This is a genomic window from Lyngbya sp. PCC 8106, assembly GCF_000169095.1.
GTDB lineage: Bacteria > Cyanobacteriota > Cyanobacteriia > Cyanobacteriales > Microcoleaceae > Capilliphycus.
Genome location: NZ_AAVU01000043.1, coordinates 43,405 through 63,987, shown reverse-complemented (window position 1 = coordinate 63,987; position 20,583 = coordinate 43,405). Strand labels below are relative to the sequence as shown.

Annotated in this window: 15 protein-coding genes; 7 read left to right on the top strand and 8 right to left on the bottom strand. The window is 42.4% G+C overall.

Annotation, left to right across the window (positions count from 1 at the left end):
- Window positions 1-205 precede the first annotated feature (205 nt).
- On the top strand, window positions 206-361 hold the full coding sequence (locus L8106_RS32520) for a hypothetical protein (RefSeq protein ID WP_156803798.1): 156 nt from the start codon (window positions 206-208) through the stop codon (window positions 359-361).
- A gap of 17 nt (window positions 362-378) precedes the next feature.
- Here L8106_RS32520 and L8106_RS23305 read toward each other — a convergent pair whose 3' ends face one another.
- Both L8106_RS23305 and L8106_RS23300 read right to left on the bottom strand, forming a co-directional pair.
- Window positions 379-888 (bottom strand): single-stranded DNA-binding protein, encoded by a 510-nt coding sequence (locus L8106_RS23305; RefSeq protein WP_009786941.1) that lies wholly within the window; start codon window positions 886-888, stop codon window positions 379-381.
- A 92-nt stretch (window positions 889-980) separates the two neighbouring features.
- Window positions 981-3,518, bottom strand: coding sequence for a mannose-1-phosphate guanyltransferase (locus L8106_RS23300; RefSeq protein ID WP_009786940.1), 2,538 nt, complete (start codon window positions 3,516-3,518; stop codon window positions 981-983).
- Window positions 3,519-4,039: 521 nt separating this feature from the next.
- Here L8106_RS23300 and L8106_RS30960 point away from each other — a divergent pair.
- On the top strand, window positions 4,040-4,240 hold the full coding sequence (locus L8106_RS30960; protein ID WP_071941438.1) for a hypothetical protein: 201 nt from the start codon (window positions 4,040-4,042) through the stop codon (window positions 4,238-4,240).
- A gap of 236 nt (window positions 4,241-4,476) precedes the next feature.
- Entirely contained in the window at window positions 4,477-6,396 is a 1,920-nt protein-coding gene (locus L8106_RS23295) for a CHASE2 domain-containing protein (protein WP_009786938.1), read from the top strand.
- Window positions 6,397-6,420: 24 nt separating this feature from the next.
- Here L8106_RS23295 and recF read toward each other — a convergent pair whose 3' ends face one another.
- Both recF and L8106_RS23285 read right to left on the bottom strand, forming a co-directional pair.
- Window positions 6,421-7,593, bottom strand: a complete 1,173-nt coding sequence (gene recF, locus L8106_RS23290) for a DNA replication/repair protein RecF (protein ID WP_009786937.1) — start codon at window positions 7,591-7,593, stop codon at window positions 6,421-6,423.
- Between the two features lie 450 nt (window positions 7,594-8,043).
- On the bottom strand, window positions 8,044-9,246 hold the full coding sequence (locus tag L8106_RS23285) for an RNA-guided endonuclease TnpB family protein (RefSeq protein ID WP_009786936.1): 1,203 nt from the start codon (window positions 9,244-9,246) through the stop codon (window positions 8,044-8,046).
- A 328-nt stretch (window positions 9,247-9,574) separates the two neighbouring features.
- Here L8106_RS23285 and L8106_RS23280 point away from each other — a divergent pair, with 328 nt between their 5' ends.
- The 3 genes from L8106_RS23280 (at window position 9,575) to L8106_RS23270 (ending at window position 14,546) form a co-directional block, all read left to right on the top strand.
- A complete protein-coding gene (locus L8106_RS23280; protein WP_039897046.1) occupies window positions 9,575-10,435 on the top strand; it encodes a prohibitin family protein in 861 nt (286 codons plus the stop codon).
- A gap of 142 nt (window positions 10,436-10,577) precedes the next feature.
- On the top strand, window positions 10,578-11,711 hold the full coding sequence (locus L8106_RS23275; RefSeq protein WP_009786934.1) for a glycosyltransferase: 1,134 nt from the start codon (window positions 10,578-10,580) through the stop codon (window positions 11,709-11,711).
- 285 nt (window positions 11,712-11,996) lie between these two features.
- Complete coding sequence (locus L8106_RS23270; protein ID WP_009786933.1) at window positions 11,997-14,546, top strand: adenylate/guanylate cyclase domain-containing protein; 2,550 nt, start codon at window positions 11,997-11,999, stop codon at window positions 14,544-14,546.
- Window positions 14,547-14,612: 66 nt separating this feature from the next.
- On the opposite strand, the gene L8106_RS23265 is transcribed toward L8106_RS23270, so the two are convergent.
- The 4 genes from L8106_RS23265 to L8106_RS23250 form a co-directional block, all read right to left on the bottom strand.
- The gene (locus L8106_RS23265) at window positions 14,613-17,279 is read right to left on the bottom strand and encodes a tetratricopeptide repeat protein (protein WP_156803797.1); all 2,667 of its coding nucleotides are present in this window, start codon (window positions 17,277-17,279) and stop codon (window positions 14,613-14,615) included.
- Between the two features lie 174 nt (window positions 17,280-17,453).
- A complete protein-coding gene (locus L8106_RS23260) occupies window positions 17,454-17,777 on the bottom strand; it encodes a cupin domain-containing protein (RefSeq protein WP_009786931.1) in 324 nt (107 codons plus the stop codon).
- A gap of 16 nt (window positions 17,778-17,793) precedes the next feature.
- A complete protein-coding gene (locus L8106_RS23255; protein WP_009786930.1) occupies window positions 17,794-18,423 on the bottom strand; it encodes a class I SAM-dependent methyltransferase in 630 nt (209 codons plus the stop codon).
- 58 nt (window positions 18,424-18,481) lie between these two features.
- A complete protein-coding gene (locus L8106_RS23250) occupies window positions 18,482-19,930 on the bottom strand; it encodes a sensor histidine kinase (protein WP_009786929.1) in 1,449 nt (482 codons plus the stop codon).
- Window positions 19,931-20,161: 231 nt separating this feature from the next.
- Between L8106_RS23250 and L8106_RS23245 the strand changes: the two genes are divergently transcribed.
- Window positions 20,162-20,575, top strand: a complete 414-nt coding sequence (locus L8106_RS23245) for a hypothetical protein (protein ID WP_009786928.1) — start codon at window positions 20,162-20,164, stop codon at window positions 20,573-20,575.
- Window positions 20,576-20,583: the final 8 nt, after the last annotated feature.

The window sequence follows — 20,583 nt, the reverse complement described above, 5'->3', positions numbered from 1 at the left end:
AATTCTAAATCCTCGACGGTGAACTGTTTTCCTCGGTTCGCGATTTCCTATTCTCTGTTGTCTGGGGGCGGCGATTGCCTAGTCAGGGATGAATCTATTTTATCTCAAACCCGGCGATCGCTCGCCAAGTAGAATTGGCAAAAAAAACAATCAGAAATGTAAAAAATCAGTTTCGGTATTTATACTGAGGAGTTATAACAGTATTGTGCAACAGAAAGCTATTTCTAATCCAATTATCTCTGATCGACTGGTACTCACCAACTTCTCGATTAAACTTGCCGTTAACAACAGCGATCAACTCAACCTGTGCGAAGTTGATCGCTATGATAAAAAATCACCCCTTCCCCCTAAAAAAGGGTAAAAACACACCTTTAACCCTTAAAAAGGAATGGGATCATAGTCTGGGTTTTCCGGGTCAGTGGGAGAGTCAAAATCGGGTTCAGATTCCACCTCAGACGGTGCAGGTTGCATCGGTTCAGAACTCGAAGCCGTGCGGTTACGAGAACTCAAATGAACGACATTATTGGGGGTCGAAGCTGCTTCCGACATCTCCTGATCAGAGAAATCAGAGGAAGAATGAGTCGTGGGAATATCTAGCATATAAACTCTTCGCGCCGTCATTTCAGCTCGTTTTTCCTTAAATCCTTCCGGTCGTTCAATCACATTCATACCCAAACGACCTTCAACAATAACATGATCACCTTGATGATATTTTTCATTAATTTCTTGCGCTAAATTTCCCCATCCCACCACCTTTAACACGGCAAAAGAATCATCCCTCAAGTTAGAAAACTTAACCAACATTTCTGCAATCGGAGTCTGATTATCAGCCGTATAGCGCAGTTGAGGCGGTTGGACAATTTCAACCATTAAAATGCAATTATTCATGGATTTAATTCAATATTCGTCAGTGATTTGTCAAGCTAAAGTTCCAAACAATCAGAATGATTTTTGAGTCAATCCTTTAAGTCTAGCGAACTTCAATGGTAATTATCATCACCTCGATTGATTCCTTGAGATTGGTTAACAAAATCTTGTACGAGATTGCGGTATTCTCTAATGGTCGTATCTACCCAATCGCGATCATGGCTATTGGCATAGAGATGAACAAGAGGTTCACCAGCATCAGGTAAAACCAAGATCCAGTTATCATCTTGAAAATTCAACAACTTGACTCCATCTATTAATTCTAAATTCTCGGTGGTGTGAGTTTCCACCAAATGACGCATTAAAGTTCCCTTCACCGACCAGGGACAGCGTACCGTATGACAACGGTGAATAACATAAGGCAAATCCGCCCGAATTTGAGCCAGACTTCGCTCTTGAGTCGTCAGCATTTCAACCATCTTAGCGATCGCAAACATAGCATCAAACCCCGGATGAAATTGGGGAAAAATGAACCCCATCTCCCCACTTCCCCCCATCACCACATTCGGGTTCGCATGACAAGCCTCCATCAAAGCCGTCGGATTTGCTTTTGTGCGAATCACCTTTGCATCGTGACGACGAGCAATCTGTTCAACCGCAGAAGAAGCCTGTACCGGAACCACCACCGAACTTCTCGGATTAGAAGTTAAAACCATATTCACCATCAAAGCCGTCAACAGTTCACCTCGAATCGGGCTTCCGGTTTCATCAACCAAAATAAACTGTTCACCATTAGCATAAACCTGAACCCCAAAATGCGCTCGCAGGGCTTCCACCACCCGACTGAGTTGATCGAGGAGATTTTCTCGTTCTCGGTTAGACACCGAAGTTTGACTCAAACTGGCATTGAGAACCACCGCATCACAGCCAAACTTAGACAGTAAACGGGGTAGAATAGCACCCGAAACCGCATAAACATAATCAATCACAATTTTGGCGTTACTGTGGCGCAGAGCTTCAACATTCAGATGCTTCTCAAAACTAATGCTGTAGTTATCCACCACTTCGGCTGGATAGACCATGTTCCCAATTTCAGGAATTTGCGCCCGTCGTAAGTCCTCCTTAAAATAAGCCCCCTCGATTTTTTTCTCTTTCGCTTTGGTAATATTAATCCCCTGACTATCGATAATTTCAATTAAAATTTGATCGGCTCGATCCGGAGATAGGCGAACGTGCAATCCCCCGGCAACATTCAGCGTCGGAATCACCGCCCGAGCGACTGGAATCGCCGTAGATTCGAGGTTAAATACATTCACACCCACCGACATTAAACCCGAAATCAGCGATCGCGTCACCATGCGAGAAATACGGCGTTGATCTCGTGAAACCACAACCGTTGCGCCCTGTTTGAGAGTAGAACCATAAGCCGCACCGAGTTTCACAGCAAACTCAGGAGTAATATCAATATTCGCTAACCCCTGAACTCCTCGTTGACCAAACAGATTCCGTTTAGCCGTATTTCCCCAAATCAAGTTAATGTTGAGCGTGGCACCCGACTCAATTTTTTTGCTCGGCCAGACTCGTACACCCGGACTAATTTGTGCTTCTTCACCGACTGTCGAGAGAGATCCCACCACCGCCCCTTCAAGGATATGAGCGCGTCGATCTACCCTTGTTCCTCGGGCAATCACACAAGCCCGTAGATGAACATCATCTCCAATAATCGCCCCATTCCAAATAATTGGCCGTTTAATATTGGCATCAGCACCAATCGTAATATTATCCCCGAGCACCGATCCGGCAGCGATTTCTGCTCTCGGCCCAATCCGACAATTATGACCAATTAAAACCGGAGTTTCGATCTGAGCCGTATCATCAATGTAAGTATTTTCTCCCAACCACAAACCCGGCGATCGCTCCTCATAGGAGACATCAAGTTTAACTTTACCGAGTAGGGCATCATATTGAGCTTCTCGATAAGCATCGAGATGACCGACATCACACCAATATCCCTCGGCAATATAACCGTACATGGGGATGTCTTTTTCCAGGAGTAACGGGAACAAATCTTTAGAAAAATCAGACTCTTGATTGGGGGGAAGATACTCTAAGACTTCAGGTTCGAGAATATAGGTTCCCGTGTTCACGGTATCGGAAAAAATTTCGCTCGTCGAAGGCTTTTCTAGAAATCTGCGAATGCGATAATTTTCATCCGTAATCACCACACCAAACTCTAAGGGATTTGGCACCCGAGTCAAGACTAATGTCGCTTTGGAGTCGTGTTTAAGATGAAAATCAATCGCCGCACTGAGATCAAAATCTGTGATGCAATCCCCACTGATCACCAAAAAGGTATCATCAAGGAGTTCGGCAATATTTTTCACACAACCTGCGGTTCCTAAAGGTTGATCTTCTTCCACCGCATAAGTCATTTGCACTCCAAAGTCCGTACCATCGTGAAAATATTCCCGCATCACATCTGGGAGATAATGAAGGGTGGCAATCACTTCATAAATTTGATGTCGTTTGAGTAAATTGATAATATGTTCAGCAATGGGGCGATTCAAAATAGGCACCATCGGTTTAGGGAGATCGCAAGTTAACGGTCTTAGTCGTGTTCCCGATCCACCAGCCATTAGCACTGCTCGCATAGATCCTCCAAAAGTTGTGTAAGTGTTCTGAAAATTAGCCTAGCCTGGTCTTACTTTCGATTGAACAGCAAGTGAGATTTTGAGGGAGAGACAGACTCCTGAAAGCATCTCTATTGTCCGGACAGGGAAGAAGTTCAACGTTGACCCTGTGCGAGTGGGAGACTTGAAGACCTCTCAACTGACCGTGCCGAAGCGCGAAAAACGCAGGAGGAAAGCTCAGGGAAAAAGCATCGACTGCACCCGAACCGCCCGCTTTCAAAGTGCTATTGTCGAGAAGTTAGAGGGCTTGTTAGCATACGATTATCTCTATTCATAGCGTTAATTTTATCATTCTCGTTGTGCATCCCCCGTGTTGACACAGGGCTATGGGCGGAAGATCGGGAGATTTTGACTTCTGGCCCTACGAAGCGTGAAACCCAACAGAGGGAAGAAGCTCACGATTGTTGAGTAAAACTGCTAACATATAGAGAACACGCACCGCTTGCTTAAATTTACACAAATATTTAGAGAGTAACTACATTATGAGTTCGCTCATTACAATTGCTTTACTGGCTCTCTACGCCGGTGGAGTCTGGAAGTTCTGGAGTGGGTTTGAGCAAACTAACTTTGTCAAAAGCTTCGGAAATCGTCTCTACCTGTCATTGCTGTGGCCTGTATTCCTCCCGACTAACCGATCTTATCGGAAAAATTTTACGAAGGCATTAAAGGGATCAAAGCGATAGGTTCATCGAGTTCGTGACAGTTGCCGCAAGACAGACTTGCATCTCGACTGTCTAATCTGATATCCTAGCCTAGAATTTGGGAAAGTTAGTCTCGATAGCTAAGTTATTTGTTTGAGGTTGGCTGAGAAGTTCCACCTGTTCACAGTCAACCTCAAGCTGAGTCGCTGTAATTCGAGTCAGTTCGAGCCAGCAGTCTGGCGTCTTCCCCCCCTTTTCACTCCATTTAAGGGGTTGCTGTGATCGATAAGCTTTTACGAACCCTCAAACGGAAGTGGCCAGACGCGACAGAGTTCTCCATTGTTGCGACTGCAACTTTTGTGTTGATTATTGCGTTACTGGGAGTCATTCATCTCGGAGGACTCCAACCTTTAGAACTGGTTGTCTATGACCAAATGATGCGGTTGCGATCAACTTTACCGCCCGATCCCCGAATCTTAGTCGTTGCCATTACCGAAGAAGATATTCAAACCTATAACCGCTTCCCTCTCTCCGATCAACTGATCGCCGAACTCCTCGAAAAGCTATTAGAACTTCAACCCCGTGTGATTGGTCTGGACCTCTACCGCGATATTCCCTATGAACCGGGACATGAACAACTGGTTAAGCAACTTCAATTCCCTAATATTATCGCGATCAAGAACTTGGGTGATCCAGATGCCAAGGGTGTTCCCGCTCCTCCTGAAATTGATCCGAGTCGGGTCGGGTTCAACGATATCCCTTTAGATTACGATAACGTTGTTCGCCGCAATTTGTTCTTTGCTGATTCAACATCCGGGACTTCATTTTCCTTTTCCCTTCAGTTGGCTCTCCACTACTTAAAAAGTCAAGGTATCCAACCCCAAAATGATCCCGCTGATCCAGATCGAATTCGTTTAGGAAAAGCAATATTTGTCCCCCTAAAAACCGACTCTGGAGGATATCAAAATATTGATGCTAAAGGCTATCAAATCCTCTTAAACTACCGTTCAGGAATGGATGGTGTCGTTACAGTGAATGTTTCGGAAGTGTTAAATGGATCAATCGAACCGGACTGGGTTAAAAACAAAATCGTTTTAATCGGTACAACCGCCCCCAGTGGTAAAGATCTGTTTCTCACCCCCTACAGTCCCGGTAAAAAAAATAGCCCAAGAACGCCCGGTGTAATTATTCACGCCCAAATGGTGAGTCAAATTATTGATGCTGCGACAGGAGAGCGACCCTTATTTCAATTTTGGCCGCAATGGGTTGAAATTATCTGGATCAGCAGTTGGGCAATTATCGGGACAACTTTGGCTTGGCTGAGTCGTCATCCGTTGATTTTAGTCTTGGGGAGTCCTCTTTTACTGGGGATTTTATTTACCCTGTCGTTTATGCTGTTTTTAAACGCCTATTGGGTGCCGGTGGTGAGTCCGGGTTTTGCTTTTTTACTGACAAGCGCGACCCTGATTTCCTATCGGGCTTTTCAAGCCCAACGTCAACAACAAATCATGATGCGGCTACTGGGTCAAAATGCTTCTCCTGAAATTGCGGAGGCGTTGTGGAAAAGTCGCGATCGCTTAATTTTTGATGGCAAGTTACCCGGCCAAAAGTTAACGGCAACCATCCTTTTTACTGATATTCGGAACTTTAGTACCATTTCTGAACAGATGCCCCCTGAGAATTTGCTGGAGTGGCTGAACGAATATCTAGCCATGCTCACCCAGACCATTCACAATCATCACGGTATTATTAACAAATTCACTGGAGATGGGATCATGGCAGCTTTTGGTGTACCGATGGCACGGGTTAGCGAAAACCAAATTGCCCGAGATGCTAGAGCGGCTGTTTCCTGCGCCTTGGAGATGAGTGAACAACTCCAAAAGTTGAATCTAGTCTGGCAACCTAGAGGCTTACCTGTGATTCAAATGCGTGTCGGTATTTTCACTGGGCCGATTGTGGCGGGGAGTTTGGGGGGTCGCGATCGCTTAGAATATGGTTTACTCGGAGATAGTGTTAATATTGCTTCTCGCTTGGAAAGTTGTCAGAAAGAACGTCAATCTAGTGTTTGTCGGATTTTAATTGCTTACCAGACTTTACAGTATATTGACCATCAATTTGAAGTAGAATCTTGGGGGTTGATGCCGTTAAAAGGAAAACAGCAAATGGTTGATGTTTATCGGGTGATTCGTAAATTGTAGAAAAAGATTGGATTCCTATTGATATTAAAAATATTGACCGATTTTTCCGGCTTGTACAGATAGGATTTGAGTCTGCTGCAACCACTGGGAATCAAAAGCACCGAGATGAGTTGTTGTAATTAAGGTTTGAAAGCGATCGCCAATGGCTTCTAAAAGTTGATTTTGACGGCTGAGATCGAGTTCGGCTAAAACATCATCTAATAGCAATAAAGGGGGTTCACCAATCACGGCTTCAATTAATTGTAGTTCTGCTAATTTTAAGGCTAAAACGAGAGTTCTTTGTTGACCGGAAGACCCATATTGACGCGCGGGTGTTTGGTTAATGGTAAAGATAATATCATCTCGATGAGGGCCGACTAGAGTTGTTCCTTGCTGGTGTTCTGCTAGAGTCCGGGTGGATATTTTTTGGAGAAAAGCTTGCTGAACGTCTTGGGGAGATAGAGCGGATAAACGAGTATTTTCTGCTGCAATAACCTGAACATTGGGTTGATAGGTGAGTTGTAAATTCTCGGTACTTCCACTAATGAGATGATGCCAGGTTTGAGCCAGGGGAATTAACCGTTCTAATACTCGATCTCGTCGTCGAATTACACGCGCCCCTGAGACGGCGAGTTGAGCATCCCAAACTGCTAATTCTGAGTTTAAAATTTGTTTTTGGGGTTGTTCTTCTCCGGGTGAATGGGATTGAGAACGAGCTTTTTTCAGTAAAGCATTTCGTTGTCGTAAAACTTGATAATATTGTTGTAAAATATAGGCATAAACGGGTTCAATTTGGACTAATAATCGATCAATCCAACTGCGACGGCGTTCTGGACTTCCCCGTACTAATTCTAAGTCTAAACTTGAAAATTGTACTACATTGAGAATACTCAGAAAGTCGAGTTGACGACGGAGAGACTGACGATTTAACAACACAGTACGTCGTCCTTTACTTCGTAAGATGAGACCAAGTTCTATGTGTCCAGTTTCTCGTTCTAGATTTCCGGTAATTTGTCCGTTGTCTTGAGTGTCTAAAATCAGTTCGCGATCGCGACTAACTCGATGACTTTTTAAGGTGGAGAGCAACTCAACTGCTTCTAAAAGATTAGATTTTCCTTGAGCGTTATCACCGACAAGGATGGTTTTAGGAGCATCAAACGCTACTTTTTGATCCCTATAGTTCCGAAATTGTTTGAGGTGTAGCGTTTTAAGATACATAGCAAATCAAGCCAAAAGTCAAGATCAAATAATAAGTGTTGAATGATACACTCAATGGATCAGATTTGACAATCTATCCGCAGGTTTCCCGGAGAGGATGAACTTGTCGAGTCAAACCCCGGTCAATGTCAATCAAATCTTTCAATATTGGCGACAGATGAGCGATAGGGAGGTGGGGAGGTGGGAGTTTAGGAAAAAGATGTGTAGCATTATTTTCTGTCTGTGATTTGACATCCTCTCCGTCGTAAACAACGGAGATTCCAAACATCACTGTCTGGGCTTCCTCTTTCCACGAGCTGACTTACTAGGTTGAGTTTCCCCAACAAAGCAGAGGGCATTCTCTCGGGAGGCGTTAACTTCCGTCTGCCCGACGGTATTTTAAAAACAGATATTAAGCGGAAGAACGGATTAAGTTATCTGTAGGACAGCATAAATCTCTGATACTCGCAGTTAAATTAATCCGTTAATCGATTTCTTATCCGTTTCTTTATTTGATAGTTGTTTTAATGCAGATTTCAATATGTTTCTGGCGGCATTTTCATCTCGGTCAGCAATATACCCGCAGTGAGGGCATTCATGGGTTCTCGTACTGAGAGTTTTTACAACTTTCTCGCCACAATTTGAACAGTTTTGAGAAGTATATGCGGGTTCAACAGCAATAACTGGAACCCCATAAACCCGCGCCATATATTCTAACCATTCTCGAAACCTGTACCAAGCTGCATCGCTAATTGATTTGGCTAGATGATGATTTTTAACCATGTTGCGAATCCGTAGGTTTTCAACCGCTACCAAGTCGTTAGACCCGATGACGTGTTGAGCCTGTTTACAGACCCAATCATTACGCCTGCGTGAAACCTTGAGATGCGCTCTACCTAATTTGTTTCTGGCTTTTTTGCGGTTTTGACTTCCTTTTTGAGTTCGAGATAATCGACGTTGCAGCTTTTTCAGCTTGCGTTCATCTTTTCTCAAAAACCGAGGATTGTCTATTTGATTACCAGAACAATCTGTGTAGAAATAGTTTAAACCTACATCTAATCCTGTTTGTTTTCCTGTTAGTTCTTTTTTCTCCTCTCGTTCATGGTCTATCAGAAATTGAGCATAATACCCGTCATGTCTTCTAATTACCCTCACTCGTTTGATTTGTTCGAGTTGATGAAAGTGCAGGTTCCGACTTCCCCAAAGCTTAAACGTACCCGCTTGAAACTTGTCAGTAAACGTTAAATAACGTCTGTCTCCCGAAAGTTTCCATCCTGATGTCTTGTATTCAACAGATGCTCTGACTTGATACTTTTTAAACTTTGGGAACCCCTTTCTTGGTGCGCTTCCTCTAGCGGCTTGCAAAGCCGCGAGGTCGCACCGCTTCTTGCCTGGTGTTTTCTGCTTACAATTCCGATAAAATCTTTCAATTGATGCCCAAGCTCTTTCTGCGTGTGCTTGTCGTGCCATTGAGTTTAACCTTGATGCCCAGGGAAATTCTGGGTTGTCTGACAACAGTTTGCAGTGCTTGTAGGCATCGTTGCGGCTTTTAACTTGACCATCTAACCATGCCCTGATGACGCTGTTGCGAACAAATAGACCTGTCCGAATGGCTTCATCCAAGCTTCGGTACTGACTTTCTGTTCCTTGCAGCTTCATTTCATATACGAGCATAATTTGTCGTCGTCGCTGACGATAAGCCATCGTAGCACAAACATAATCCGTCGTGAACGACGGGGCTTTTGACCCGCTTTTTTTGGTAAACAAATGTAAAAGAAGCGGGATTAAACTCCCTGATCAATGCTCAGGAGCTTGAATCCAACCTCTCTACACTTAGCGAAGTTTTAACACTCTACACCCGACATCTGACCCTGAAACCTTTAAGATCAAAGAGAGACTAATCGTAGCATCAGCTACACTAAATAGGTTTGTGAAAGGTTTGTGGATTGCGATCGCGAATCGCAGGTTGTTCAAACCGTTGTTTGAAAAAGGAGTTCCAACATTGAAAAGTGCAGCACCCCAGCAGGGTCTTCCTGCAATTATCTTAGGTATTATTCTCGCAGCGGCTCTTTTAATCGGACTCAACTCATTTGTGATCATTAATCCGGGTCAAGCGGGAGTATTGAGTATCTTAGGGAAAGCCCAAGATGGCAGTCTATTAGAGGGTCTTCACTTTAAGCCCCCTCTGGTTTCTGCGGTTGATATTTATGATGTTACCGTACAAAAGTTTGAAGTTCCGGCTCAGAGTTCCACCAAGGATCTACAAGAGTTGTCGGCGAGTTTTGCGATTAACTTCCGTCTAGATCCCGTACAAGTGGTGAGAATTCGGCGAGAACAGGGAACGTTGCAAAATGTAGTGTCTAAGGTGATCGCCCCTCAAACTCAAGAATCGTTTAAAATTGCTGCGGCTAAACGAACGATTGAAGAAGCGATCACCAAGCGCGATAACCTCAAAGCCGACTTTGATGAAGCACTCAATAGCCGACTAGATAAGTATGGCATTGTGGTATTGGATACCAGTGTCGTTGATCTAGCGTTTTCGCCTGAGTTTGCCCGAGCCGTCGAAGAAAAACAAATTGCCGAACAACGGGCGCGACGGGCGGTTTATGTGGCACGAGAAGCCGAACAACAAGCGCAAGCTGATATTAACCGAGCCAAGGGTAGAGCAGAAGCTCAACGTCTGTTAGCGGAAACCTTAAAAAATCAAGGGGGCCAGTTAGTTCTGCAAAAAGAAGCGATTGAAGCTTGGAGACAGGGCGGATCTCAGATGCCTAATGTTTTGATTCTCGATGGAGATTCTAACAGTAGTGTGCCGTTCTTGTTTAATTTGAGTGAGTTATCAGAAAATGCAATGGCTAACTAAGTTGGATTGAGATCGGGCGGGGGATAATTGATCAATTATCCCTCCATTGACGGGTGATTGATCACGGTATGTTATCCTGTCCCAAATTCTGAGATGATGATAGGGCGAATATTATCGATTCTCAACTCAGAAGCTACTTTCTATGCGAGTCGCTCTTTTTACTGAAACTTTTTTACCGAAGATTGATGGCATTGTCACACGGCTATGTCACACTGTTGACCATTTACGTCGGGCTGGTGACCAAGTTCTCATTGTTTCTCCAGAAGGAGGAATCAAAGAGTACAAGGGATGTCAAATTTTTGGGGTGGAGGGTTTTCCCTTACCCATGTATCCTGAGTTAAAGATTGCTATTCCTCATCCGGGTGTGGGTAGCAAGTTAGAGGCTTTTCGACCGGATCTGATCCATGTTGCTAATCCTGCGGTTTTGGGGTTGGGTGGGTTGTATTATGCGAAAAAGTTGGATTTGCCTTTGGTGGCGTCTTACCATACTCACTTACCTCAATACCTACATCACTACGGTTTGGGGATGTTGGAGGAGGTATTGTGGGGGCTGCTGCGTTCGGCTCACAATCAGGCAGATTTAAACCTTTGTACTTCAACGGCGATGGTTGAGGAATTATCCTCTCATGGTATTGAGCGGGTTGATTTGTGGCAACGGGGCGTTGATACTGAAATGTTTCAACCCCATCAAGCAACGGCAAAAATGCGCGATCGCTTAACCCAAGGTCATCCGGATTGTACATTATTACTTTATGTGGGGCGTTTGGGTGCGGAAAAAGAAATTGATCGCATCAAGCCTGTTTTAGAAGCTATTCCTAATGCGCGTCTGGCGTTGGTGGGTGATGGCCCGAACCGCCAAACTCTAGAAGAACATTTTGCTGGAACTCCAACTTATTTTGTGGGGTATTTACGCGGACAGGAACTAGCAGATGCTTATGCTTGCGCTGATGCGTTTATTTTCCCTTCTCGGACGGAAACTTTAGGGTTAGTGTTGCTAGAGGCGATGGCGGCGGGAACTCCTGTGGTCGCGGCTCGTTCCGGGGGGATTCCCGATATTGTCACGGATGGGGTAAATGGTTATCTCTTTGATCCGACTGATGAAAATGGGGCGATTTCTGCGACTCAACGGTTACTGTCTCACCAGCTTGAACGGGAAACCTTACGTCAAAACGCCCGTCTAGAAGCGGAACGTTGGGGATGGGCCGCAGCGACTCAACAGTTGCGACGCTACTATAGCGCGGTTTTAAGCCGTCATATTCTGCCATCAGTTGCTTAGTTTGGTCTGGACGCTTAGACTGAAGACAGAGAAAATGGCAGTTGTGATCAGTAGCCCGTTGTCAGTTAACAGTTATCAGGGACTGATCACTTATTTTCAGATCTCGATTACCAGTATTAGAGGGGTAAATGGATCAGGTGAATATCAATTTAAGCGTGAATATTTCCTCAAAATCTACTCCTAAGCTGTTTCCTTTTTCCTGTTCTCTGTTCTCTGTTAACGGGTTTCTGTTTCCCCCAAAGCAGATCTCTGATTTGCTATCTTCGTTGAACAACTATCCCTCCCATGACCTTTTCTAATGCTGGTAGCATCCTCGCTACACTGACTCAAGTTGATCGCATGGGTTTGTTGGCAGATCGTGTCAAGAATATGCCAATTGGGGAGTTTATATGTATATTAGATTTTATCACCGCAGAGTTTCAACAATTTCTTCGAGCGATTGATCTCATTAATAATGAAGCACTTGAAATACTCCTCGAACAACTCCTAGATGCGTTTACTCTCAAAATTGGTCAAATTATTCAAGCTGATCGCACGACGATTTTCTTAATTAATCGCAGTAAAAATCAACTCTGGTACAAAACTGTTCAAGAAGAAACAGGTGAAACTCAAGAAATTCGCTTTCCGATGAATGTAGGAATTATCGGTCATGTCGCGAATACTGGCGAAACGATAAATGTGGCGGAAATTAATACAAATTCGATGTTTGATCCGGAGGTTGATCAACCTCTAAATTACGCGGTTGAAAATATTCTCTGTATGCCAATTTTTAGCTCTCACAATACAGAGGAAATTGTTGCTGTTGTGCGTCTTTTGAATAAATCAGAAGGGGCTTTTAATGAGGAGGATGAACAACAATTTCGCACCTTTGCTGATTCGATTGGGATTATTTTAGAAAGTTGTCAATCCTTTTACATTGCGGCTCGAAATCAACGGGGTGTTGCAGCGTTACTAGAAGCAACAAATACTTTAGGTCGAAGTTTAGATTTAGAAGATACGTTGCTCTCGGTGATGGAACAAGCTCGTCGGTTGATGCACGCTGATCGCAGTACGATATTTTTGTACAATCAAGAAAGCAATGAACTGTGGACAAAAGTAGCTAAAGCGGATGGGAAAACGATGGTGGATCTCCGTATTCCAGCCAATCGTGGAATTGTCGGTTTTGTGGCTTCGACAGGTCAAGTTCTCAATATTACGGATGCTTATACTGATCCTCGTTTCGATCCTTCGATTGATCAACAAACGGGTTATCGAACTCGTAATATTCTTTGTATGCCTGTTTACAATTCTTCGGGAGAGTTGATCGGAGTAACACAGTTAATTAATAAACATAAAGGGAGTTTTATTAACTCTGATGAGGAGTTTTTACGAGCTTTTAATGCTCAAGCCGGGATTGCATTACAAAATGCTCAACTGTTTGAGAATGTGATGGTCGAAAAACAATATCAGAAGGATATTCTTCAAAGTCTTTCTGATGTCGTTATTTCTACAGATATGCAAGGGAGAATTGTCACGATTAATGATGCGGCTTTGGAACTGTTAGGGTGTCCGAGACGGAAACCTGAAAATCGAGAAATTAGGGAGTTTTGGGAATACAAACTCAAAGGTCGATTAATTTGGGAAGTGGTTCCGATTGAAAATTTAAAGGTTTGGTTAGAAAGTAGTTTAAGTCATGGTTCTCGTCATTTTGTTCCTGAACAAAATCTAACCGTTGGCTTGGTTAAAAAACAAGAAAAAGCATGGCAAAATGATGATGAAATTCCAGTTTTAGTTGTTCCAAATAATCTTGATTCAACTGCTTATTTTATCTGGGGAGAATTGGATAATAATCATAGTTTTGATCTTGAACAAATTCAACCGATTGAACGGGGAATTAATTTAACCGTTAATCCTTTAACAAACCCAGAAGGGGGAGTACGAGGGGGGTTGGTTGTTCTTGAAGATATTAGCCGCGAAAAACGGATGAAAACGACCATGTATCGGTATATGACGCCCGGTGTCGCTGAACAGGTAATGGCGTTGGGTGAAGATGGATTAATGAAGGGTGAACGCAAGGAGGTGACGATATTATTTTCGGACATTCGGGGCTATACAACGATTACCGAAAATCTCGATGCGTCTGATGTGGTTGCGTTACTCAATCAATATTTTGAAACGATGGTTGAAGCGGTTTTTCACCATGAAGGAACACTTGATAAGTTTATTGGCGATGCGTTGATGGCGGTATTTGGGGCGCCGCTTCCTTTACGACAAAATCATGCTTGGATGGCGGTAAAATCAGCTTTAGATATGCGTCGGCGTTTGAAAGAATTTAATCATTCTCGTCCGAATGAACCCCAAATTAGAATTGGAATTGGGATGAGTTCGGGTGAGGTGGTTTCAGGAAATATTGGTTCACAAAAACGGATGGATTATACTGTGATTGGTGATGGCGTGAATTTAAGTTCTCGTCTAGAACAACTGACTAAAACTTACGGTTGTGATATTATTTTGAGTGAGATGACTTATCAGCTCTGTGGTGATAAAATTTGGGTACGAGAGTTAGATAAAGTTCGGGTAAAAGGGAAAAATCAAGCTGTTAATATTTATGAGTTGATTGATGCACGTTCTGACCCTTTGACGGCGGAAACTGAACAGTTTTTAGAGGCTTATAATCGCGGTAGAAAAGCTTATCTTCAACGTGATTTCAAACAAGCGATCCAATATTTTGAAGCGGCTCAAGATCTTCAAAAATCGGATCAAGTCGTACAGATTTATATTATGCGATCGCTGCAATATTTGGAAAATCATCCCCCTGAAGATTGGGATGGAATTCAAACCATGACAACGAAGTGAACACAGAGCGTGAAAGTGTCTCGTTTGCGATCGCCGAGTCTGAATCTAACGTTTTTAAATCCTTATTTATTCAATTCTGCGAGCCGTCATATTAATCCGATCAGAAGGCTGACCATTATTTGAATTGCGATTATTGTCTGCATTCCGATATCGTAAACGCTTTATAACCTGTTCTAAATTACGATCGCTCATCGCTTCTTCTCGATAACGGGGATTGAGTTTAATCGCCTGTTCTAAATGTTCCATTGCTAAATCTAACTTTCCTTGAACTGCATAACAACTCGCCGTATTGTAATAAACATCAGCATATTTGGGTTGAAGTTTCATCGCTTGATTCAAACTTTCTAAAGCTTCTAAATCCCGTTTTAACTTCATTAATGTATAGCCTTTATAGTTCCAAGCCTTCGCCGAATTGGGATCAAGTTCTGTGGCTTTCTCAAAGGAAATCGCGGCTTCTTCATACTGTTCTAACACCTGTAAAGCCATCCCTCGGTTTAACCAAGCCACCGGATCATCGGCTTTAATTTGCAACGCCCGATCAAAAGATTCATAGGCTTGTTGATGTTCCTGTAAAATCCCTAAAGCAACACCTCGATCTACCCAAGCTTGACGATAATTCGGCTCAATTTCTAACGCCCGATCATAGGAAGCGACGGCTTCTTGAAAACGTTTCATTCGTCGCAAACTCATCCCCCGATTTAACCAAGCGGTGTGACGATTGGGTTGGATTTGAACGGCTTTATCAAACATTGCAAAAGCTTGTTCAAATTGCCCTTCTGCTATCAAACTGATTCCTTGGTTTTCAAAGTCTTCTGCACTTAAGAACAACTCAGGTTGATTAGATTTGAGACGTTCAAGCTGTTCAGAAAGGGCTTTGATTTTTTCTAGCATTTCTGCCACTGCACCTTCTGCAATGGACGCAGGAGAAATATCCGCTAACTGCTTAAGGATTTTAGCTTTTTCTGCCTCTGCATTGGCTTGTAATTCTGATAATTGTTTGAGAACTTTTTCCTGTTCGGCTTGAATATTTCCGGGCAATTGAGACAATTGTTGGAAAATTTTGTCTTTCTCGGTTTGAGCGTCGGCTTTGATTTCTTCTACTTGTTGAGCAAGAGTAGTTTCAAAGCGATCTAATCGCTCAAAGGTTGCATCTCGCCGGGTACGAACATCAGACTTAAAGGCAGAAAGTTCACTTTCCAGTTCATTTCCAGAGGACTCAAATTGTTTGATAAGCTGTTCTTTCTCGGTTTGAGTTGTTGATTTTGCTTGGGATAATTCTTCTATGAATTCAGAAGAAGATTGTCGTAAATTTTGAAGTTGCTGTTCTTTTTCGGTTTCGACTCCTGATTTTGACTGGGAGAGTTGTTCGACAAACTCTGTTGTTAATTGTTGGAAATTTTGTATTTGTTGATTTTTTTGAGTTTCAACACCGGACTGTGCTTGTTTAACCTGTTCAATAAATTCAGCTTCTAGTTGTTTAAGGGTATTATATTTTTCTCGAACTCGTTCTTGTATTTTCCCTTGGGCTTCTGAGAGTTGCGCTTCTAATTCTCCGCCATAGTTCTCAAAATTAGCCAGCATTTCATCAGTCTGTTGTTTTGCTTTTTGTTCGGCTTGCGTACGAATTTCTGAGAATTGCGGTTCAAAATCTGACTCTAACTGGCGTAAGTTTTGCAGGAGAGAATCTTGCTGACTTTGGGCTGAATTTTGCAGTTGGGATAACTGAGTTGAAAATTCAGTTTCGGCTTGCTTGAAGTTTTGAATTGTTCCGTCTTTTTGAGTTTGAATATCAGCTTCATAACTCAATAGCTTTTCTGACAAATCTATCCCCAACTGATCGATATTTTTGATGACTAAATCCCGTTGTTGTTGGGCTTTTTGCTTCAGTTCAGAAAGTTGGGTTGAAAATTCAGTTTCGCGTGATTTTAAATTCTTAACGGTTTCGTCTTGACGAGTTTGAACTTCATTTTGGAGTTGTGAAAACTCAGAGATAACGCCTTGACTGGAACGTTCTAAGTTTTGTAAAATCTCATCTTGTTGATGTCGGGCTTGTTGGTTGAGTTCACCAAGTTGGGAGGCAAATTTACTTTCTAACTGTTTACGCTCTTGGATGGCTTGCTTAACTTGATGTTCTAATTCGGCGATAGTTTGTTGTTGAGAATGAGAGAGATGAGAACGCATTTCATCAACTTTTTGACGTTCTAACTCCAGTTCTTTTTGAAATTCATCGGAATGTTGATACAAATCATTGATGTGGGTATCCGTATCGCGCAGAACACTTTGAATTTTACGATTTGCACTGGAAATGCGATTTTCTAAGTCTCCCAGTTCGTTGAGATGAGTTTCGACAATTCCCGTCACTTCATGGATAACCGAACGTCGCAACACCCACAACGCCGCTAAACCCACCCCCAATAACACCACCAAAACCCCCAACAACAGGTTAAACAACGTCATTGTGCGGCTAAAAATGCGGTTCGCCTCGGCTTGGACACCCTGTTGAATTTCTTGTTCTCGTCGCAACTGTTCCAATTCTTGCTCTGGGGTGAGGACTTCGGTTTCCGCTTCTGTATCGCCGGTCGGTGCGGGAGACTGGGAAAAAGAGGGACGATTGGCAACACCCACTAATAGTAAAATGGTTGAGAGCAAAATACCGCTTCTGTACGCTAGGGTTAAAACTGCTTGATTTTGACGGTTCATCGCAACTCCTTTTGCCCGTAATGGATGTGCCAAGGTCGATTTTGCCTCGCCAGTCTTGTTTGATGACGGTTGCAATCTCGATTTTTTCTAGTTTACCGAATGACGGTCGTGAAAAATATGCTTTCTTTGGGGTAGAATTCCGCACTTGATCCCTCAAATCTCAAGATAAAGGAGTATTTGGGGTTTTTCAATTGTAGCGGAAATCTCTCAAGACTGTAAATTTCCGTGAATGGCTAACCAAATACAAGGGGGGTTCGTGCTGGTATATTCGACTCGATGCTTTTGATGGGCGCTAATCAGTAAATAGTCGCCCGCTTTGAGTTGAATTTGTGAACCCTCGGAATCAGAAAGGGTGGCTTCTCCCTGCAAAAGCATAACCCATTCATCCTGTTCTTGATTGTACCACTCGCCCTCGGGGGTTTTTTGTCCGGTGGAAATAATTCGTTCTATTAATAGAGATGGATTTTGAATGATGGGTTCAAATTGTTCTGAGTTGGGGAGGGGTTCGGGTAGGGTGTAGATATTTTTCATTTTATTTTTTCTTGATCTAAAGGTTAGTTGATTTGGTTTTTGTTGCGACTCCTAGATAAGTATAACTACCAACTTTAGGAAAGTTCTCAATTTCAAATTTATCTAAGGTGATTTCATTAAATTGTTGTTCAACTAAACGCTGAATATTGCGGTTGAGATGACAACCATCAGCGATAATTTTTTGGAGGGGAGTCAGGCGATTTTGCCAAACTTGAATATTCGGTTGATCGCTGAGTCCATGTTCAATAAAGAAAAATTTTCCACCCGGTTTAAGAACTCGATAAATTTCTTGTAACGCTGTTTCAACTTGGGCAATACTACAGAGTGTCCAGGTGCTAACCACGCTATCAAAAGTCGAGTCCGCCATCGGTAAGTTTTCACTATTCAGTATCCGATTTTCCACCTTTATTTTTGAAGCTTCTATTCGCTTTTGGGCGAGTTTGTTCATACCGGAGTTGGGATCTATTGTGGTAATTTTTTCGATATGATGGGGATAATAGGATAGGTTGAGTCCTGTCCCAAAGCCGATTTCTAGCACGTCTCCTTCAACATTAGCTAGCACTTGTTGACGATATTGGGTAAAAGCTGGATCAGCCATTGTCCAATCCAGCAAACGAGGTAAAATCACTCGACTATAGAAACCCATTCCCTACATCTCCTTCAATTAGATCCTGAGATTTTAGAACTCAGTAAGCTAATTAATTTTACAGAATAGGTAACAAAATTTCAAATTCTGTACCTCGTCCCACTTGGGAGGTCACATTTAATTTTCCTCGGTGTTTTTCAGTAATAATTTGATGGCTGATAGACAAGCCTAAACCCGTACCTTTTTCGGGAGATTTTGTGGTAAAAAAGGTTTCAAAAATACGGTCTAAAATGCTGGCTGGAATTCCAGGGCCATTATCACTGATCCGAATTGAAATGCAGCAAGGTAAGTGATTAGAGGGTTGTGTTTGACAGTCACAATTAGAATTTGGTGAACTGGAATGATCAAAATATTCGGGATAGTGTAATAATGCGTCCATTGGGGAATGAGAAGGAATTTTAAGCGTCTGCTTTTCGATCTCAGAACATTCTCGAACTTCTGTTTTAATCGTTATTTTTGCTAGATGTGGATGGTCTTGGCTAATATCTTCTAGCGCATCAATTGCGTTGGAAATGATATTGAGAAAAACTTGACTTAGTTGATTGGGGTAGCCGTAGATTGGGGGAATTTTTCCGTATTTTTTGATCAGGTTTGTTCCGGGTTTGAAGCGGTTTTTTAAAATCAGTAGGGTGTTTTCTAGACAATAGTTGATCTCTACTTTTTCAGGTTTATAACTATCAATTCGGGAAAAACCTCGGAGACTATTAACAAGATGAGTGAGTCGTTCAGAAGAAATTTTGATGCTGTCTAAAACTTCGGGTAAGTCTTGTTGAGTAAATTCAAAATCAATTTCGTTTTTATAGTCTTTGATAGCTTGGGAAGGTTGCGGAAATTCTTGTTCATAGGTTTCGGCTAAACCCATAAGATCTTGATAATAATGAGAAAGACACTGAAGATTACCTAAAATACAGGCAACAGGATTCCGAATTTCGTGAGAAACCCCTGCTAACATTTGACCTAAAGTTGCTAACTTTTCAGTTTGAATGAGTTGGGCTTGAGTTTTTTGACGGAGGAGTTCAGTCGCCAGTTGATGAATACAAGATTGAGCGATGAGAAGTTGTTGCACTTCTAGCAATCGATATTCATCAGAGGAAAGTTTGACGACAATCGGTTCATAAAGAAGATGGGGAGAACGACGGATAGCTTGTTGGGCAGCTTCCACAACCGGGGTATCTCCTGATAATAATAATAAATCGGTTTGAGCAAAATTGTAGAAAATATGAAGCGATCGCCCTAAAAATAATTCTCGGGCATAGGGGCGACTCATCCGTTCAAAAAATCGCCGTTGAGAAATCATTCCGATGAACTTTTTTCCATCCATCAAAATCACACCGGGAATGGTAGAGTCTGACTCAAAAAGTTGAGTAACAATCACTCCTCTTTGATTAATATCAACTTGAATTTCAAACAAAGAAAGATCTTCTAAAGTTGACTCTAGATGGAGATTTTGAGCAGAACGGTTGAACTCGATGATGTGAGAGTGATCGGGGGAGTAGGTATTTAGCATGGGTTAGTTGATTAAAGTTAAAGATTTTGTTAAAGTTAGCTGTGCAGATCCACCCGAAATATACGGACTCTCTTTTATTTTAAGTAAAGACGGGAATCCTTGTACAAAAGGTTTCCAAGATTAATCTCTGCTTAACTAAAGCTTAAACTTTTACATTACATTAATTTCTGTTGCTCGCTGTGGCACTCTCTGCAATGATGATAGAGCTAGAACAAATCGGAGAATGATGCCATGACACCATCGGGGTATGAGTTTAGCACCAGTCAGAACGAGCTAATCGGGGATTTAGCCAAAAAAATGAATTTTGTGGCGATTCTATTAATTGTAATTGGGATTTTGGGAATTGTAGTGGGAGTTGTGAATCTATTTACAGGTCTCGCGGCTTCTGAAAAAACAGTGATTGTTCTGAATAATTTAATTCAAGGATTTTTCTCATTACTGATTGGTACCTGGACAAGAAATGCAGCAAAAGCATTCAAACAAATTGTCACAACTGCGGGAACAGATATTGAGAATTTAATGATCGCTTTGGGCGAACTTCGCAAACTTTACACCTTGCAATACTGGTTAGTGATTATTGCTTTAGTGTTCTTCGCTATCTTATTTGTTCTGGGTATAATTGCGGCAATTGCGGCTTCAACTTAATCTAATTT

Bases quoted from the DNA above. Each gene is read 5' to 3' on its own strand.
- L8106_RS23270 (WP_009786933.1), top strand. From the start codon at position 11,997: ATGACCTTTTCTAATGCTGGTAGCATCCTCGCTACACTGACTCAAGTT.
- L8106_RS23275 (WP_009786934.1), top strand. From the start codon at position 10,578: ATGCGAGTCGCTCTTTTTACTGAAACTTTTTTACCGAAGATTGATGGC.
- L8106_RS23285 (WP_009786936.1), bottom strand. From the start codon at position 9,246: ATGCTCGTATATGAAATGAAGCTGCAAGGAACAGAAAGTCAGTACCGA.
- L8106_RS30960 (WP_071941438.1), top strand. From the start codon at position 4,040: ATGAGTTCGCTCATTACAATTGCTTTACTGGCTCTCTACGCCGGTGGA.
- recF (WP_009786937.1), bottom strand. From the start codon at position 7,593: ATGTATCTTAAAACGCTACACCTCAAACAATTTCGGAACTATAGGGAT.
- L8106_RS23245 (WP_009786928.1), top strand. From the start codon at position 20,162: ATGACACCATCGGGGTATGAGTTTAGCACCAGTCAGAACGAGCTAATC.
- L8106_RS23255 (WP_009786930.1), bottom strand. From the start codon at position 18,423: ATGGGTTTCTATAGTCGAGTGATTTTACCTCGTTTGCTGGATTGGACA.
- L8106_RS23250 (WP_009786929.1), bottom strand. From the start codon at position 19,930: ATGCTAAATACCTACTCCCCCGATCACTCTCACATCATCGAGTTCAAC.
- L8106_RS23260 (WP_009786931.1), bottom strand. From the start codon at position 17,777: ATGAAAAATATCTACACCCTACCCGAACCCCTCCCCAACTCAGAACAA.
- L8106_RS23300 (WP_009786940.1), bottom strand. From the start codon at position 3,518: ATGCGAGCAGTGCTAATGGCTGGTGGATCGGGAACACGACTAAGACCG.
- L8106_RS23305 (WP_009786941.1), bottom strand. From the start codon at position 888: ATGAATAATTGCATTTTAATGGTTGAAATTGTCCAACCGCCTCAACTG.